Here is a 15,979-nt window from a genome sequence, read left to right on the forward strand (position 1 = left end):
CAGCTAATGCTTCCCTCAGGGAAGCGGAGGTCAGCGGAATATGAGCGATACGACATCCGTCTATCAAGCCTACCAAGGCAACACCTACCTCTTCGGCGGCAATGCGCCCTATGTCGAAGAGATGTACGAGAACTACCTCGCCAACCCCGGCAGCGTGCCTGACACCTGGCGCGAGTATTTCGACGCACTGCAGCATGTGCCTGCCGTCGATGGCTCCAATGCCAAGGACGTTCCCCACCTTCCGGTCGTCAATGCCTTCGCCGAGCGCGCAAAGCAGGGCGGCACCAAGGTCGTCGTCGCCACAGGTGCCGATTCGGAACTGGGCCGCAAGCGCACCGCCGTACAGCAGCTGATTGCCGCCTACCGCAACGTGGGCCAGCGCTGGGCCGACCTCGATCCCCTGAAGCGCACCGAGCGCCCTGCGATCCCCGAACTCGAAGCCTCGTTCTACGGCTTCAGCGACGCGGACCAGGAAACCGTCTTCAACATCAGCAACACCTTCTTCGGTAAGGAATCCCTGCCGCTGCGCGAGCTGATCAACGCCCTGCGCGAAACCTACTGCGGCTCCATCGGTGCCGAGTACATGTACGCCACCGACCAGAACCAAAAGCGCTGGTGGCAGGAAAAGCTGGAGACCATCCGCAGCAAGCCCAGCTTCAACGCCGAGAAGAAAAAGCAGATCCTCGACCGCCTGACGGCCGCCGAGGGCCTGGAGCGCTTCCTGCACACCAAGTACGTCGGCCAAAAGCGCTTCTCCCTTGAAGGGGGCGAGAGCTTCATCGCCGCCATGGACGAGCTGATCCAGTCTGCCGGTGCCAAGGGCGTGCAGGAAATCGTGATCGGCATGGCCCACCGTGGCCGCCTGAACGTGCTGGTGAACTCCATGGGCAAGATGCCTGCGGACCTGTTCGCCGAGTTCGACCACACCGCCCCCGAAGACCTGCCCTCGGGCGACGTGAAGTACCACCAGGGCTTCAGCTCCGATGTGACCACCCCTGGCGGCCCGGTCCACCTGTCGCTGGCGTTCAACCCGTCCCACCTGGAAATCGTGAACCCCGTGGTCGAAGGCTCCGTGCGTGCCCGCATGGACCGCCGCGCCGACCCGCTGGGCAAGCAGGTGCTGCCCGTGCTGGTGCACGGTGACGCGGCCTTTGCCGGCCAGGGCGTGAACCAGGAAACCCTGGCGCTGGCGCAGACCCGTGGCTACTCCACGGGCGGCACGGTGCACATCATCATCAACAACCAGATCGGCTTCACCACCTCCGATCCGCGCGACGCACGCTCGACGCTGTACTGCACCGACATCGTGAAGATGATCGAGTCGCCCGTGCTGCACGTGAACGGCGACGATCCTGAAGCCGTAGTGCTGGCCACCCAGCTCGCCCTTGAATTCCGCATGGAATTCCAGAAGGACGTGGTCGTGGACATCATCTGCTTCCGCAAGCTGGGCCACAACGAGCAGGACACCCCCGCGCTGACCCAGCCGCTGATGTACAAGAAGATCGGCCAGCACCCCGGTACGCGCAAGCTGTATGCCGACAAGCTGGCGGCCCAGGGCATGGGCGAGACGCTGGGCGACGACATGGCCAAGGCCTACCGCGCCGCCATGGACGCGGGCAAGCACACGGTCGATCCGGTGCTGACCAACTTCAAGAGCAAGTACGCCGTGGACTGGAGCCCGTTCCTGGGCAAGAAGTGGACCGATGCTGGCGACACCGCGATCCCTCTGGCCGAGTGGAAGCGCCTGTCCGAGAAGATCACCACCATCCCCGAAGGCGTGACGCCGCACCAGTTGGTCAAGAAGGTGTACGACGACCGCGCCGCCATGGGCCGTGGCGACATCCCGGTGGACTGGGGCATGGGCGAGCACATGGCGTTTGCCTCGCTGGTGGCCAGCGGCTTCCCGGTGCGCCTGTCGGGCGAAGACTGCGGCCGCGGCACGTTCACGCACCGCCACTCGGTCATCCATGACCAAAAGCGCGAGAAGTGGGACATCGGCACCTACGTGCCGCTGCAGAACGTGAGCGAGAACCAGGCTCCGTTCGTCGTGATCGACTCCATCCTGTCCGAAGAGGCGGTGCTGGGCTTCGAATACGGCTACGCATCGAACGACCCCAACACCCTGGTGATCTGGGAAGCCCAGTTCGGCGACTTCGCCAACGGCGCGCAGGTCGTGATCGACCAGTTCATCGCCTCGGGTGAAGTCAAGTGGGGCCGTGTCAACGGCATCACGCTGATGCTGCCGCACGGCTACGAAGGCCAGGGCCCAGAGCACAGCTCGGCCCGCCTGGAGCGCTTCATGCAGCTGTCGGCCGACGCCAACATGCAGGTGGTGCAGCCTACGACGGCCAGCCAGATCTTCCACATCCTGCGCCGCCAGATGGTGCGTGATCTGCGCAAGCCGCTGATCATCATGACGCCCAAGTCGCTGCTGCGCAACAAGGACGCCACGTCGCCGCTTTCGGAGTTCACCAAGGGCAGCTTCCAGACGGTGATTCCGGAGCAGAACGAAGCCATCGTGAAGAAGGCCGCCAAGGTCAAGCGCGTGATCGCCTGCTCGGGCAAGGTCTACTACGACCTGGTCAAGAAGCGCACCGAGCGCGAAGACGACGACGTGGCCATCATCCGCGTCGAGCAGCTGTACCCCTTCCCGCACAAGGCGTTTGCCAACGAGCTCAAGCGCTTCCCCAACGCCACCGACGTGGTGTGGTGCCAGGACGAGCCACAGAACCAGGGTGCCTGGTTCTTCGTGCAGCACTACATCCACGAGAACATGCTCGACGGCCAGAAGCTGGGGTACTCTGGCCGCGCGGCGTCCGCATCGCCTGCCGTGGGCTACTCGCACCTGCACCAGGAACAGCAAAAGGCACTGGTGGACGGCGCGTTTGGCAAGCTCAAGGGTTTTGTCCTGACCAAGTAAGGCCGGCAACCCCCGATTACACAGAACAGAACCCCATTCCGAAAGAATTGATATGGCTATCGTAGAAGTCAAAGTCCCCCAGCTGTCCGAGTCCGTGGCAGAAGCCACCATGCTCACCTGGAAGAAGAAGGCCGGTGAAGCGGTCGCAGTGGACGAGATCCTGATCGAGATCGAAACCGACAAGGTCGTGCTCGAAGTGCCCGCCCCCTCGGCTGGCGTGCTGGTTGAAATTGTGCAGGGCGACGGCGCCACCGTGGTGGCCGAGCAGCTCATCGCCAAGATCGACACCGAAGGCAAGGCCGGCGCAGCTGCGCCTGCGGCCGCTGCCGCTGCCGCAGCAGCACCTGCCGCTGCGACCGCATCGGCCCCTGCTGCCGCACCAGCGGCTACCGGTGGTTCCAAGGGCGACGTGGCCATGCCTGCGGCTGCCAAGCTGCTGGCCGAGAACAACCTGTCCGCATCGGATGTGGCCGGTTCGGGCAAGGATGGCCGCGTGACCAAGGGCGACGTGCTCGGCGCGGTGGCCGGTGGTGCTGGCGGTGCGGCCAAGGCCGCCGTGGCAGCCCCCAGTGCCATCCCCACGGGCGTGCCGACCAAGGCACTGCCCCAGGTGTCGGCACCGGCTGGCAAGGAAGACCTGAGCGGCCGCCCCGAGCAGCGCGTTCCCATGAGCCGCTTGCGTGCCCGCGTGGCCGAGCGCCTGCTGCAGTCGCAATCGACCAACGCCATCCTGACCACGTTCAACGAAGTGAACATGGCGCCGGTGATGGACATGCGCAAGAAGTTCCAGGACGCGTTCACCAAGGAACACGGCGTGAAGATCGGCTTCATGAGCTTCTTCGTGAAGGCAGCCGTGCATGCCCTGAAGAAGTACCCTGTGCTCAACGCCTCGGTCGATGGCAACGACATCGTCTACCACGGCTACTTCGACATCGGTATCGCCGTGGGTTCGCCCCGTGGCCTGGTGGTGCCCATCCTGCGCAATGCGGACCAGATGAGCTTTGCCGAGATCGAGAAGAAGATCGCCGAGTACGGCCAGAAGGCCAAGGACGGCAAGCTGGGCATCGAAGAGATGACCGGTGGCACCTTCTCCATCAGCAATGGCGGCACCTTCGGCTCCATGCTGTCCACGCCCATCATCAACCCGCCGCAGTCGGCCATCCTGGGCGTGCACGCCACGAAGGACCGCGCCGTGGTGGAGAACGGCCAGATCGTGATCCGCCCGATGAACTACCTGGCCATGTCCTACGACCACCGCATCATCGACGGCCGCGAAGCCGTGCTGGGCCTGGTGGCGATGAAGGAAGCGCTGGAAGACCCATCGCGCCTGCTGTTCGATATCTAACACGATCAAGGCGATTTTTATGCTCCCTTTCTTAAGGCGTATTTTTCGGATTGCTGAAAAACCTGCCATTGATCGGGAGTATTTTCAAAATTTAATTCAAACCAGGAAAATTGAACTCGCGCAAGAAAACGCAAAGGCACTAAATGGTGTGAAGTGCGGTAATTTTGTAAGTTATCAGCAGCCTGCAAGTGGTGGTGAAATCTTTTTGGGAAAATTTCTTTTCAAACGGGATGATCTAGCTGCAATTCTTGAAAAAAAACTCCTACTCATCCCAGTTCTACAAGGGGACGATGAGGGCGCAATTTTCAAATGGGTGAGCGATTTCGATGAGACAAAATTTGATCCTGTGTCCGTTCCATCAATTTGGGGTCGATTCATCTATGTTGCTGATGAGTTGGTAAGGGCCGGGGAATCCGATGTTGTCTGCATGGAATGCAGAAAGAAATACTCGACTGGTAGCTTGATTCCGCGCGATGACAAGGGACTCCCGAGTTGGAACTTCAATAGATTGAAGTGCCCAAATGGACACCAACTATTAAAAGTCGCGAGACTGCATATAAATAGGCGTTTAAATGCTGGCGATTCGAGCGCCTGACCTGATTTAGAAGGAAATATATATGAGCAAACAATTCGACGTGATCGTCATCGGTGGCGGCCCCGGCGGCTACATCGCCGCCATCCGCGCTGCCCAGCTGGGCTTCAACGTGGCCTGCATCGACGAGTGGAAGAACGACAAGGGCGGCCCCGCACCGGGCGGAACCTGCACCAACGTGGGCTGCATCCCCTCCAAGGCGCTGCTGCAATCGTCCGAGCATTTCGAGCACGCCAACAAGCACTTTGCCGAGCACGGCATCACGGCCACCGGCGTGAAGATGGACGTGGCGAAGATGCTGGCCCGCAAGGACACCGTCGTGAAGCAGAACAACGACGGCATCCTGTACCTGTTCAAGAAGAACAAGGTCAGCTTCTTCCACGGCCGCGGCTCGTTCGTGAAGGCCACTGAAGGTGGCTACGAGCTGAAGGTGGCGGGCGCCGCCGAAGAGTCGATCACGGGCAAGCAGATCATCATCGCCACGGGCTCCAACGCCCGTGCGCTGCCCGGCACGCCGTTCGACGAAGAATTCGTGCTGTCCAACGACGGCGCGCTGCGCGTGGGCGCCGTGCCCAAGAAGCTGGGCCTCATCGGCTCGGGCGTGATCGGCCTGGAAATGGGCTCGGTGTGGCGCCGCCTGGGTGCCGAAGTCACCATCCTCGAAGGCCTGCCCACCTTCCTGGGCGCGGTGGACGAGCAGATCGCCAAGGAAGCCAAGAAGGCCTTCGACAAGCAGGGCCTGAAGATCGAGCTGGGCGTGAAGGTCGGCGAGATCAAGACCGGCAAGAAGGGCGTGAGCATCGCCTACACCAACGCCAAGGGCGAAGCCCAGGCGCTGGAAGTGGACAGGCTCATCGTCTCCATCGGCCGCGTGCCCAACACCATCGGCCTGAACACCGAAGCCGTGGGCCTGGCCCTGGACGAGCGTGGCGCCATCGTGGTCGATGCCGACTGCAAGACCAACCTGCCCGGCGTGTGGGCGGTGGGCGACGTGGTGCGCGGCCCGATGCTGGCGCACAAGGCCGAGGAAGAAGGCGTTGCCGTGGCCGAGCGCATCGCCGGCCAGCATGGCCACGTCAACTTCAACACCGTGCCCTGGGTCATCTACACCAGCCCCGAGATCGCATGGGTGGGCCGCACCGAGCAGCAGCTCAAGGCCGATGGCGTCAAGTACAAGGCCGGTACCTTCCCGTTCCTGGCCAACGGCCGCGCACGTGCTCTGGGCGACACGACCGGCATGGTGAAGATGCTGGCCGATGCCGACACCGATGAAATCCTGGGCGTGCACATCGTGGGCCCGCAGGCCAGCGAGCTGATCTCCGAGGCCGTCGTCGCCATGGAGTTCAAGGCCAGCAGCGAAGATATCGCGCGCATCTGCCACGCCCACCCCAGCCTGAGCGAAGCCACCAAGGAAGCAGCCCTGGCCGTGGACAAGCGCACTCTGAACTTCTGATCTCCTCCCGCGGGAGATAGATGGCGCCGTCGCCCTGTGAAGGGCGGCGGCGCTTTATGCCTTATTCATTCCTAGCACCAGGGCGAGCGCACCGTGACTGTCAAACAGACCTACCTGGCCGAACTTGAGGCCAAGGGCTTCCAGAGCGACCCTGCACAGCTGCGCGCCGTGGACGCGCTGCAGCGCTGCGCCGACGAGTGGGCCACCTATAAAGAGCGCCGCTCCAACGCCTTCAAGAAGCTCATCAACCGCCCGGACATCCCGCGCGGCGTCTACATGTACGGCGGGGTGGGGCGCGGCAAGAGCTTTCTGATGGAATGCTTCTTCGACGCCGTGCCCTTGAAGCGCAAGGTGCGCCTGCATTTCCACGAGTTCATGCGCGAAGTGCACCGCGAGCTGGCAGCCCTGCAGGGCACGCAGAACCCGCTCGATGTGCTGGGCGAGCGCATCTCCAAGCGCTACAAGCTCATCTGCTTCGACGAATTCCACGTGGCCGACATCACCGACGCCATGATCCTGCACCGCCTGCTGGCCTCGCTGTTCGAGAACGGCGTGGGCTTTGTCACCACCTCCAACTTCAAGCCCGACGACCTGTACCCTGGCGGCCTGCACCGCGACCGCATCCTGCCCGCCATCGCGCTGCTCAACGAGCGCCTGGAGGTGGTCAACGTGGACAACGGCACCGACTACCGCCGCCGCACCATGGAGCAGGTCAAGCTCTACCACATGCCCCTGGGGCCGGACGCCGATGCGCAGATGAACGAGGCCTTCAACCAGCTGGCCGAGGTGCACGACGAAGACCCGGTGCTGCACATCGAGGCGCGCGAGATCCGCTCCAAGCGCAAGGCCGGCGGGGTGGTATGGTTCGACTTCCGTGAACTGTGCGGCGGGCCGCGTTCGCAGAACGACTACCTGGAGATCGCCACGCAGTTCCACACCGTGCTGCTGTCCGATGTGCCCTACCTGCCGGTGGCCATGGCGTCGCCCGCGCGGCGCTTCACCTGGCTGGTGGACGTGCTGTACGACCGGCGCGTGAAACTCATCATGTCGGCCGCCGTGCCGCCCGAGGCGTTGTACACGGAAGGCCCCCTGGCACACGAGTTTCCGCGCACCGTATCGCGCCTGAACGAGATGCAGTCCAAGGAATTTCTGGCGCTCGAGCGCCGCATGGTGGATACAGGCTTGACATGAAGACCAGGACAATGCGGCAGTTCATCATCATCCCTGTGCTGTGCCTGCTGGCGCAGATGGGCATGGCCTCGCATGCCCTGGCCCAGGCCGCAGCCGAGCCCGAATCGGCAGAGCGCAAGGCAGCCCATGCCCACCGGGCCGCCGAACGAGCGCACATCGCGGACGAGCGCAAGGCCGTGGCCGCCCGACGCCTGGCGGCCGAGACCGAGTGCTACAAGCTGTTTGCGGTGGAAGACTGCCTGCGCGTGGAACGCAACCGGGCCCGCGAGGCGGAAGCCGGCCTGCGCTCGCGCGAGATGCAGATCAACGATGCCGAGCGCAAGGAGAAAGCCGCCGAGCGGCGGCGCAGCATCGCGGAAAAGCAGGCTACCCAGCCCGGCCCGCCGGGTGAAGCCCCTGAAGTGGGGATCGGCGTGCGTGGCCAGCCGCACGTGCAGGCCCCGCGCACCCCGCGCACACCCAAGACCCCCGTGGTACCCACCCCGCGCGCGCAGAACATCGAGCAGCGCGAGGCCGAGCAGACCCAGCGCGCCGCCGAAGCCGCCCAGCGCGCGGGCCGTGCCCGCGAGCGCCATGCCGAGGAATTGAAGGCGGCCGAAACACGCCGCGCCCGCGTGGCCCGCGATCAAGCCACTGCCGCAGCCTCTGGCCGCAAGCCGGCCGCGCCACTGCCCGTGCCTGCGCCCTGAAGCGCAGGGTCGGGTAGGGGGCGGCCTCTCAGCCCCTCAGACCTTGCTGGTCGCGCCTGCTGGAACGGAGGGATGGGTGCCCATGCCCATGCCCTGCACGGTCTTCTTCTCTTCGACCAGTGCCTCGATCTTCACGATGACCAGCGACAGGTTGTCACCGCCCCCACGGGCCCGCGTGCGGGCCTTTTCGATCAGGAACTCCGTGGCTTCGCGCGGCGAGAGCGATTCGACCACCGAGGCCAGCTCGGTGGGTGAGAAGTAGTGCCACACGCCGTCGCTGCAGGCCATGAGCGTGTCGCCCGGGTGCAGCTGGGAAATCATGTGCGTGGTGATGGGCGGGTCGCTCTCGGTGCCCAGGCAGCCCACCAGGATGTTGGAGTGCGGGTGGTTGTTGGCCTCGGCCTCGGTCAGCTCGCCCCGATCCACCAGAGCCTGCACGTAGGAGTGGTCGCTGGTGCGGTGCGTCAGGCGCCCGCCCTGGAAGTGGTAGATGCGCGAGTCGCCGGCATGCACCCAGTGGCAGTCGCCGCGCGGGTTGATCAGGAAGGCGGCGATGGTGCTGTGCGGCTCCTGTTCGGCCGAGATGGCCGTGAGGCGAATGACGATGTGCGCCTCTTCCACCATGCTCTTGAGCATGGCGGCCGGGTCGTCGGTCTCGGGCGAATAGCGCTCGAACAGTTGGCGGGCCGTCATCATGACCTGGTCGGAGGCCTTGCGGCCGCCGCTGCGCCCCCCCATGCCGTCGGCCACGACACCCAGGACACAGCCGTTGTGCCGTTCATGCGAGATCAGGGCCACCTGGTCTTGCTGGTACTCGCGGTCACCCTTGTGGATGCCGGTGGAGGCGATGAGGCGAAACGCTTTGGTCATGCTGTTGATTGTGGTGTGCCGACGGGCCTGGCTGTCGTTTGGGTGCTCCGGAGCGCGTATTATCCGCCCGCCTGTGGCATTTTTGCCATGACTGCCATGCGCCCCCTTTGAAATCCACCCACCCCTCGCCCCTGCGGCCACCGATCGCGCTGCGCATGGAGCGCTTGCTACAAACCCGGGAGCCCACCTGATGCCGTTGGCCGAGGTGGTGCATGAGGTGTTTGCGCCCGGTGGCCTGCTGGCACGGGCCGATGCGCAGTTTCGCCCGCGCGAAGGCCAGACCCGCATGGCCGCCGCCGTGGCCCGCACCATGGAAGAGGGCGGCATGCTGGTGGTGGAGGCCGGCACCGGCGTGGGCAAGACCTTTTCCTACCTGGTTCCCGCCCTGCTCAGTGGCGAGCGCGTGCTGCTCTCCACGGCCACCAAGGCGCTGCAGGACCAGCTGTTCGCGCGCGACCTGCCGCTCCTGGCCGAGGTGCTGGGCGTGCCGGTGCGCGCCGCTCTGCTCAAGGGCCGGGCCAGCTACCTGTGCCTGCACCGCATGGTGCAGGCACGCCAGGACAGCGCAGTAACAGATCGTAATGTGGCGCGCGTGTTGGCCAAGGTCGAAGACTGGTCGCGCAGCACGCGCAGTGGCGACCTGGCCGAACTGACGGGCCTGGACGAGCGCTCCCCCGTCATCCCGCTGGTGACTTCCACGCGCGAGAACTGCCTGGGTGCGAGTTGCCCGCGCGCGCGCGAATGTCATGTGAACATCGCCCGGCGCGAGGCCCTGGCGGCCGACATCGTGGTCATCAACCACCACCTGTTCTTTGCCGACATGGCCGTGCGCGAATCGGGCGTGGCCGAGCTGCTGCCCAGCGTGCGCGTGGTGGTGTTCGATGAAGCCCACCAGATCAGCGAGACCGGCGTGCAGTTTCTGGGCCTGCAGCTGTCCTCGGGCCAATTGCTCGACTTTGCGCGCGACCTCCTGGCCGCGGGCCTTCACCACGCGCGGGGCCTGGCCGACTGGCTGGCCCTGGCCGGCCGGGTGGAGCAGGCGGTGGGCGAGCTGAGGCTGGCCGGCGGCAGTGCCGGCGCCCAGGGCAAGCGCGGCTGGACAGAGGCGGCACCCGAGGGCGCTGAAGTACAGGCCTGGGACGCCGCACTGCGCCGGCTGTCCACGGCCTGCGCCCAGGCCCAGGAGGCGCTCGATCAACTGAGCGAGACCGCCCCGGACCTGGATCGCCTGTACGAACGCAGCACCGAACTGCTGGCCCGCCTGGCCCGGTTCGGCGGGCCCTGCGGCCAGGACGCGGTGCGCTGGATCGACCTCGGGAGCACCCAGGTGCGCCTGGTCGAATCGCCGCTGGACATATCTCACGCCATGCGCACCCGGCTGCTCACGCAGCCCACGCACAGCGCACGCGACGATGAGTGGCCCGACCCCGAAGGCGAGCGCCCGCGCGCCTGGATCTTCACCTCGGCCACACTGGGGACGGATGAGGGGCTGACCTGGTTTGTCGAGCGCTGCGGCCTGAAAGGCGCCGAAATTCTGCGCGTGGACAGCCCGTTCGACTACGCCACGCAGGCCGCGCTGTACGTGCCGCGCCACCTGCCCAAGCCGGCCGACCCGGCCCACAGTGCCGCCATTGCGCGCCTGGCCGGCGATGCTGCCGCGCGCATTGGCGGGCGCACCCTGGTGCTGACCACCACGCTCAAGGCCCTGGCCACCATTGGTGATGCCTTGCACCGCCGGTTTGGCGATGGCCAGTCGCTGTCGGTGCTGGTGCAGGGTGAATGGCCCAAGCGCCGCCTGATGGAGCGCTTTCGCGAAGGCAGCGGGCACGGCGCGCCTGGCTGCATCCTCGTGGCCTCGGCCACGTTCTGGGAGGGCTTCGACGTGCCCGGCGATGCGCTGCAGCTGGTCATCATCGACAAGCTGCCGTTTCCGCCGCCTGGCGATCCGCTGGTCGAGGCGCGTAGCCAGCGCATCGAAGAGGCCGGGGGCAGCTCGTTCCAGCAGGTTTCGGTGCCCGAGGCGGCGGTGGCGCTCAAGCAGGGGGCCGGGCGGCTGATACGGCGCGAATCGGACCGGGGGGTGCTGGTGGTCGGCGATACGCGCCTGGCCACCATGGGCTATGGCAAGCGGCTGCTGCGTGCCCTGCCGCCCATGCGGCGCCTGGAAACCCCCGAGGATTTCGACGCCGCGCTGGATGATCTGCTGGCGGCCAGTTCAGACCCGTTCTGAACAGGTTCAGGCGCTTACCAGAACTTCCACCACGGATCCGTCTTGCCCTTGAGCCCGGCGCGCACGTACTCGCTTTTCGGGTAAGAGGCATCCATCACGCGGCGGGTGTCGTCGCGCAGCTGGTCCATGCCCAGGGCATCGTAGGACTGCATCAGGATGTACAGCGCTTCTTCCACGGCGGGCACGCCCTGGTAGTCGGCCACGGCCACCTGGGCGCGGCTGATGGCGGCCACGTAGGCGCCGCGCTGGTAGTAGTAACGTGCCACGTGCACTTCGTACTGGGCCAGCGAATTGACGATGTAGGTCATGCGCTGGCGCGCGTCCTGGGCGTAGCGCGAATCGGGGAAGCGAGTGGTCAGCTCGCTGAAGGACTCGAACGAATCCTTGGCCGCCTTCTGGTCACGCTCGGACAGGTCCTGGCGCGACAGCCACGAGAACAGGCCCAGGTTGTCGTTGAAGTTGACCAGGCCCTTCAGGTACAGGGCGTAATCGAGAGCTGGGCTGGCGGGGTGCAGCTTCATGAAGCGGTCGAGCGTGGCCACGGCCTGGGCTTTTTCGCCCGCCTTGAAGTGGGCATAGGCCTTGTCCAGCTGGGCCTGCTGGGCCAGCGGCGTGCCGGCGGCACGGCCTTCGAGCTTTTCGAACAGGGGCACGGCCTTGTCGTAGCCGCCGGAGTTCATTTCATCCTTGGCTTCGGAGTAGATGCGGTTCGGGCTCCAGTTGGCGGTCTTGTCTTCGGTGGTGGTCGAGCACCCGGCGAGGACACCTGCAGCCAGCAGGGCGGAGATAAACGGCAGTGGGGCACGAAGCATCGCAAGCAGCTTTCAGGCAAAAAGAGGAAACGGGATGTTCCGGGGGCTGGCGGCAGGGACGGGTCCCCGCAGGCGTGCACCCAAGCGGACACCTGACGGCGCATTGTACCGGCGGCATCCGGCTCCTGAATCCCCCTGTCGCAAACGTTTCGGTTACGGGATGCAGTGGGCTTTCTACAATGGAGCCCATGTTTGTCCACTTGCGCCTGCACACCGAATATTCCGTCGTCGACGGCACCAACCGCATCGACGAGGTGGCCAAGGCCGCCGCCGTCGATGGCCAGCCCGCCCTGGCCATCACCGATCTCAACAACCTTTTCGGCGCCATCAAGTTCTACAAGGAAGCACGGGGCAAGGGCGTCAAGCCCCTGCTGGGCGCCGAGATCTTCCTGGAGGGGGAGGGCACGGCCCCGCCGTCGCGCATGATCGTGCTGGTGCAGAACCGCCAGGGCTACCTGAGCCTGTCGGAACTGCTGGCCCGAGCCTGGACGCGCAACATCGTCAAGAACTTGGCCGTCTGCACCTGGGAGTGGCTGCAGGAGCTGTCCGAGGGGCTGATCGTGCTCTCGGGCGCCCAGGCCGGCCCGGTAGGGCAGGCCCTGCTCAAGGGCGATGACGCGGGCGCCGCCGACCTGGCGCTGCGCCTGGCGGGCCTTTTTCCGCACCGCTTCTACATGGAGCTGCAGCGCGCCGGCCGCCCCGACGACGAGGCCCACGTAGTCGCAGCAGCCCAGTTGGCTGCGCGCCTGCACCTGCCGGTGGTGGCTACCCACCCAGTGCAGTTCGCCGATGCCGAAGGCTACGAGGCCCACGAGGCGCGCGTGTGCATCGCCGAGGGCGAAATCCTGGCCAACCCGCGCCGGGTGCGCCGCTTCACGCGCGAGCAGTATTTCAAATCCTCGGCCCAGATGGAGGAACTCTTCGCCGACATCCCCTCGGCCATCGCCAACACCGTGGAGATCGCCCAGCGCTGCAACCTGACGCTGGTGCTGGGCAAGCCGCAGCTGCCGGACTTTCCCACGCCCAACGGCATGCCGATCGACGAGTTCTTCCGCTTTGCCTCGTTTGAGGGGCTGGAGGAGCGGCTGAAGATGCTCTTCAAGAAGGAGGCCGACCGCGATGCGCAGCGCCCGCGCTACGTGGAGCGGCTCGAATTCGAGATCGGCACCATCCTCAAGATGGGCTTTCCAGGCTACTTCCTGATCGTGGGCGACTTCATCAAATGGGCCAAGGAGAACGGCTGCCCGGTGGGGCCGGGCCGGGGGTCGGGTGCGGGCTCCCTGGTGGCCTATGCGCTCAAGATCACCGACCTCGATCCGCTCGAATACAACCTGCTGTTCGAGCGCTTTTTGAACCCCGAGCGGGTGTCCATGCCCGACTTCGACATCGATTTTTGCCAGTCCAACCGCGACCGGGTGATCGACTACGTGAAGGACAAGTACGGCAAGAACGCCGTGAGCCAGATCGCCACCTTCGGCACGCTGGCGGCCAAGGCCGCCATCCGCGACGTGGGCCGCGTGATGGACATGAGCTACATGTTCTGCGACGGCATCTCCAAGCTCGTGCCGGGCAAGCCCGGCATGTCCTATACGCTGCAGTACCCGCCCGCCGTCAAGAAGGAGGGCGACAAGAACAACTACGCGCTGGAGCTCGAACCCCTGCTGGCCGAGCGCGTGGCCAAGGAAGAGGACGTGCGCACCGTCATCGAGATGGCGCAAAAGCTCGAAGGCATGACGCGCAACATCGGCATGCACGCCGGCGGCGTGCTGATCGCCCCGGGCAAGCTCACCGACTTCTGCCCGCTGTACCAGCAGCCCGGCAGCGAATCGGCCGTGAGCCAGTACGACAAGGACGACGTGGAGGCCATCGGCCTGGTGAAGTTCGACTTCTTGGGCCTGGCCACGCTGACCATTCTGGAGATCGCGCGCGAGTTCATCATGAAGCGCCACAAGGGCCAGGAGAACTTCACCTTCGAAGCCATCCCGCTCGACGACGGGCCCACCTACACCCTGTTCTCCGACGGCAAGACCGAAGCCGTGTTCCAGTTTGAAAGCCGCGGCATGCAGGGCATGCTGCGCGAGGCTCGCCCGAGCCGGCTGGAAGACCTGATCGCGCTGAACGCCCTGTACCGCCCGGGCCCCATGGACCTCATCCCCAGCTTCGTGAACCGCAAGCACGGCAAGGAAGTGGTGGAGTACCCGCACCCGCTGGTCGAAAAAGTGCTGGCCGAGACCTACGGCATCATGGTCTACCAGGAGCAGGTGATGCAGACCGCCCAGGTGCTGGGCGGCTACAGCCTGGGTGGTGCCGACATGCTGCGCCGGGCCATGGGCAAGAAGAAGGCCGAGGAGATGGCCGAACACCGCCTGATCTTCCGCGCCGGCGCGGCCAAGCAGGACATCAGCGAGGCCAAGGCCGATGAGGTGTTCGACCTGATGGAGAAGTTCGCGGGCTACGGCTTCAACAAGTCGCACGCCGCCGCCTACTCGCTGCTGGCCTACCACACCGGCTGGCTCAAGGTGCACTACACGGCCGAGTTCTTCTGCGCCAACATGACGGTGGAAATGGACGACACCGACAAGCTCAAGGTGCTGTTCGAGGACGCACGCAAGAACTTCGGCATCACCTTCGAGCTGCCTGACGTGAACCGCGGCATGTACCGCTTCGAGCCGGTGACGGACAAGGTCATCCGCTACGGCCTGGGCGCCGTCAAGGGCGGCGGGCAGGCGGCCATCGAGGCCATCGTGGCGGCACGCGAAGGGCGCGGCGACGGCCCCAACGGCTCCACCAAGGGCCCCTTCAAGAGCCTGTTCGACTTCTGCCTGCGCGTGGACCGCGCGCGCATGAACAAGCGCACGGTGGAGGCGCTGATCAAGGCCGGCGCCTTCGACTCGCTCAACCTCAACCGGGCCTCGCTGGTGGCGTCGATCGACCGTGCGTTCGACTTCGCCGCCGCCTCGCTGGCCAACGTGAACCAGGGCGGCCTGTTCGACATGATGGGCGACGACTCCCACGGATCGAGCACGCAGGAGCCCGAGCTGGTGGACGTGACGCCCTGGGGCATCAAGGAGCGCCTGACGCTGGAGAAGACGGCGGTGGGCTTCTACCTCTCGGGCCACCTGTTCGACGAAGTGGCCACGGAGGTGCGCCGCTTCGTGCGCACGCAGATCGACGAGCTGCTGGACAGCCGCGAGCCGCAGATTCTGGCCGGCATCATCAGCGATTTGCGCGTTATCAACGGCCAGCGCGGCAAGCTCGCGCTGTTCAAGCTCGACGACAAGTCGGCCGTGATCGAGGCCTCGGCCGACGAGGCGCTGATCAACACCTACAAGAACCAGCTCAAGGAGGACGAGTTCGTGGTGATGATGGGCCGCCTGCAGCTAGACCGCTTCAGCGGCGGCCTGCGCGTGAAGGTGCAGCAGGTGTGGGACCTGGCAGGTGCGCGCGCGCGCTTTGGCAAATACCTGCACGTGGTGGTGAGCGACAAGGCGCCCGAGGTGCAGAAACTGCTGCGCGAGTTTCCGCCCCGGCGGGAGGAAGCGCCCGAGGGCGACCTGCTGCACGGCCTGCGCGTGCGCATGGGGCTGCGCTGCACGGGCAGCGTGGGTGGGGCCGCCAGTACCTCGGCGGTCGCCGAGGTCCAGCTCTCCGAAAGCAGCCGCTTTTACCCCAGCGATGCCGCCCTGGCCGCCTGGAGCGCCCAGGTGGGCGCCGGGTCCGCCACGGTGGTCTACGAGTGATCGTGCAGCAACGGGGCAAAGGAATGCGCGAGGAAACAACATCCGACCGGTGCCTGGCAGGGCAGGCACCGCTGCCTTTTTCACGCCACCCCCTGTGCCCCCGCAGGGCATTTGGCAGGGGCCAAGGCACGGGTGGA

The 15,979-nt window shown here is 65.4% G+C and carries 10 protein-coding genes; 8 read left to right on the plus strand and 2 right to left on the minus strand.

Features of this window, described 5'->3' with window-relative positions:
- Nucleotides 1-40: 40 nt before the first annotated feature.
- The 6 genes from ACSQ3Y_RS18330 to ACSQ3Y_RS18355 all read left to right on the plus strand — a co-directional run bounded on the left by ACSQ3Y_RS18330 (nucleotide 41) and on the right by ACSQ3Y_RS18355 (nucleotide 8,190).
- A complete protein-coding gene (locus ACSQ3Y_RS18330) occupies nucleotides 41-2,920 on the plus strand; it encodes a 2-oxoglutarate dehydrogenase E1 component (protein ID WP_436178377.1) in 2,880 nt (959 codons plus the stop codon).
- Between the two features lie 52 nt (nucleotides 2,921-2,972).
- Nucleotides 2,973-4,265, plus strand: coding sequence for a 2-oxoglutarate dehydrogenase complex dihydrolipoyllysine-residue succinyltransferase (gene odhB / locus ACSQ3Y_RS18335; RefSeq protein WP_436178378.1), 1,293 nt, complete (start codon nucleotides 2,973-2,975; stop codon nucleotides 4,263-4,265).
- A gap of 19 nt (nucleotides 4,266-4,284) precedes the next feature.
- Nucleotides 4,285-4,860, plus strand: coding sequence for a hypothetical protein (locus tag ACSQ3Y_RS18340; RefSeq protein ID WP_157412631.1), 576 nt, complete (start codon nucleotides 4,285-4,287; stop codon nucleotides 4,858-4,860).
- 22 nt (nucleotides 4,861-4,882) lie between these two features.
- Nucleotides 4,883-6,310, plus strand: a complete 1,428-nt coding sequence (gene lpdA / locus ACSQ3Y_RS18345) for a dihydrolipoyl dehydrogenase (protein ID WP_436178379.1) — start codon at nucleotides 4,883-4,885, stop codon at nucleotides 6,308-6,310.
- A gap of 93 nt (nucleotides 6,311-6,403) precedes the next feature.
- Nucleotides 6,404-7,501: a cell division protein ZapE gene (zapE, locus tag ACSQ3Y_RS18350; protein ID WP_436178380.1), complete on the plus strand. Its 1,098-nt coding sequence runs from the start codon at nucleotides 6,404-6,406 to the stop codon at nucleotides 7,499-7,501.
- Nucleotides 7,498-8,190 carry a hypothetical protein gene (locus ACSQ3Y_RS18355; RefSeq protein WP_436178381.1) on the plus strand — a complete coding sequence of 231 codons (693 nt, stop codon included), beginning with the start codon at nucleotides 7,498-7,500 and terminating at the stop codon, nucleotides 8,188-8,190. Before zapE ends, ACSQ3Y_RS18355 begins: the two co-directional genes overlap by 4 nt.
- Nucleotides 8,191-8,226: 36 nt before the next feature.
- Here the strand turns inward: ACSQ3Y_RS18355 and ACSQ3Y_RS18360 are convergent, their stop codons facing one another.
- Entirely contained in the window at nucleotides 8,227-9,060 is an 834-nt protein-coding gene (locus ACSQ3Y_RS18360) for a PP2C family protein-serine/threonine phosphatase (protein ID WP_057267392.1), read from the minus strand.
- A gap of 190 nt (nucleotides 9,061-9,250) precedes the next feature.
- Here ACSQ3Y_RS18360 and ACSQ3Y_RS18365 point away from each other — a divergent pair, with 190 nt between their 5' ends.
- Nucleotides 9,251-11,290, plus strand: a complete 2,040-nt coding sequence (locus tag ACSQ3Y_RS18365; protein ID WP_436178382.1) for an ATP-dependent DNA helicase — start codon at nucleotides 9,251-9,253, stop codon at nucleotides 11,288-11,290.
- A gap of 14 nt (nucleotides 11,291-11,304) precedes the next feature.
- On the opposite strand, the gene ACSQ3Y_RS18370 is transcribed toward ACSQ3Y_RS18365, so the two are convergent.
- Entirely contained in the window at nucleotides 11,305-12,102 is a 798-nt protein-coding gene (locus ACSQ3Y_RS18370) for an outer membrane protein assembly factor BamD (protein ID WP_057204321.1), read from the minus strand.
- A 188-nt stretch (nucleotides 12,103-12,290) separates the two neighbouring features.
- Here ACSQ3Y_RS18370 and dnaE point away from each other — a divergent pair, with 188 nt between their 5' ends.
- Nucleotides 12,291-15,842, plus strand: coding sequence for a DNA polymerase III subunit alpha (dnaE, locus tag ACSQ3Y_RS18375; RefSeq protein ID WP_436178383.1), 3,552 nt, complete (start codon nucleotides 12,291-12,293; stop codon nucleotides 15,840-15,842).
- The last annotated feature ends 137 nt before the right edge of the window (nucleotides 15,843-15,979 follow it).

The sequence above is a fragment of the Acidovorax sp. LjRoot66 genome, from assembly GCF_964253305.1.
In the GTDB taxonomy this organism is placed as follows: Bacteria; Pseudomonadota; Gammaproteobacteria; order Burkholderiales; family Burkholderiaceae_C; genus Acidovorax.

What these genes read in the sequence shown, in the direction of transcription:
- lpdA (WP_436178379.1), top strand. Translation starts at nt 4,883, where the DNA reads ATGAGCAAACAATTCGACGTGATCGTCATCGGTGGCGGCCCCGGCGGC.
- ACSQ3Y_RS18340 (WP_157412631.1), top strand. Translation starts at nt 4,285, where the DNA reads ATGCTCCCTTTCTTAAGGCGTATTTTTCGGATTGCTGAAAAACCTGCC.
- dnaE (WP_436178383.1), top strand. Translation starts at nt 12,291, where the DNA reads ATGTTTGTCCACTTGCGCCTGCACACCGAATATTCCGTCGTCGACGGC.
- odhB (WP_436178378.1), top strand. Translation starts at nt 2,973, where the DNA reads ATGGCTATCGTAGAAGTCAAAGTCCCCCAGCTGTCCGAGTCCGTGGCA.
- ACSQ3Y_RS18370 (WP_057204321.1), bottom strand. Translation starts at nt 12,102, where the DNA reads ATGCTTCGTGCCCCACTGCCGTTTATCTCCGCCCTGCTGGCTGCAGGT.
- ACSQ3Y_RS18365 (WP_436178382.1), top strand. Translation starts at nt 9,251, where the DNA reads ATGCCGTTGGCCGAGGTGGTGCATGAGGTGTTTGCGCCCGGTGGCCTG.
- ACSQ3Y_RS18355 (WP_436178381.1), top strand. Translation starts at nt 7,498, where the DNA reads ATGAAGACCAGGACAATGCGGCAGTTCATCATCATCCCTGTGCTGTGC.
- ACSQ3Y_RS18330 (WP_436178377.1), top strand. Translation starts at nt 41, where the DNA reads ATGAGCGATACGACATCCGTCTATCAAGCCTACCAAGGCAACACCTAC.
- ACSQ3Y_RS18360 (WP_057267392.1), bottom strand. Translation starts at nt 9,060, where the DNA reads ATGACCAAAGCGTTTCGCCTCATCGCCTCCACCGGCATCCACAAGGGT.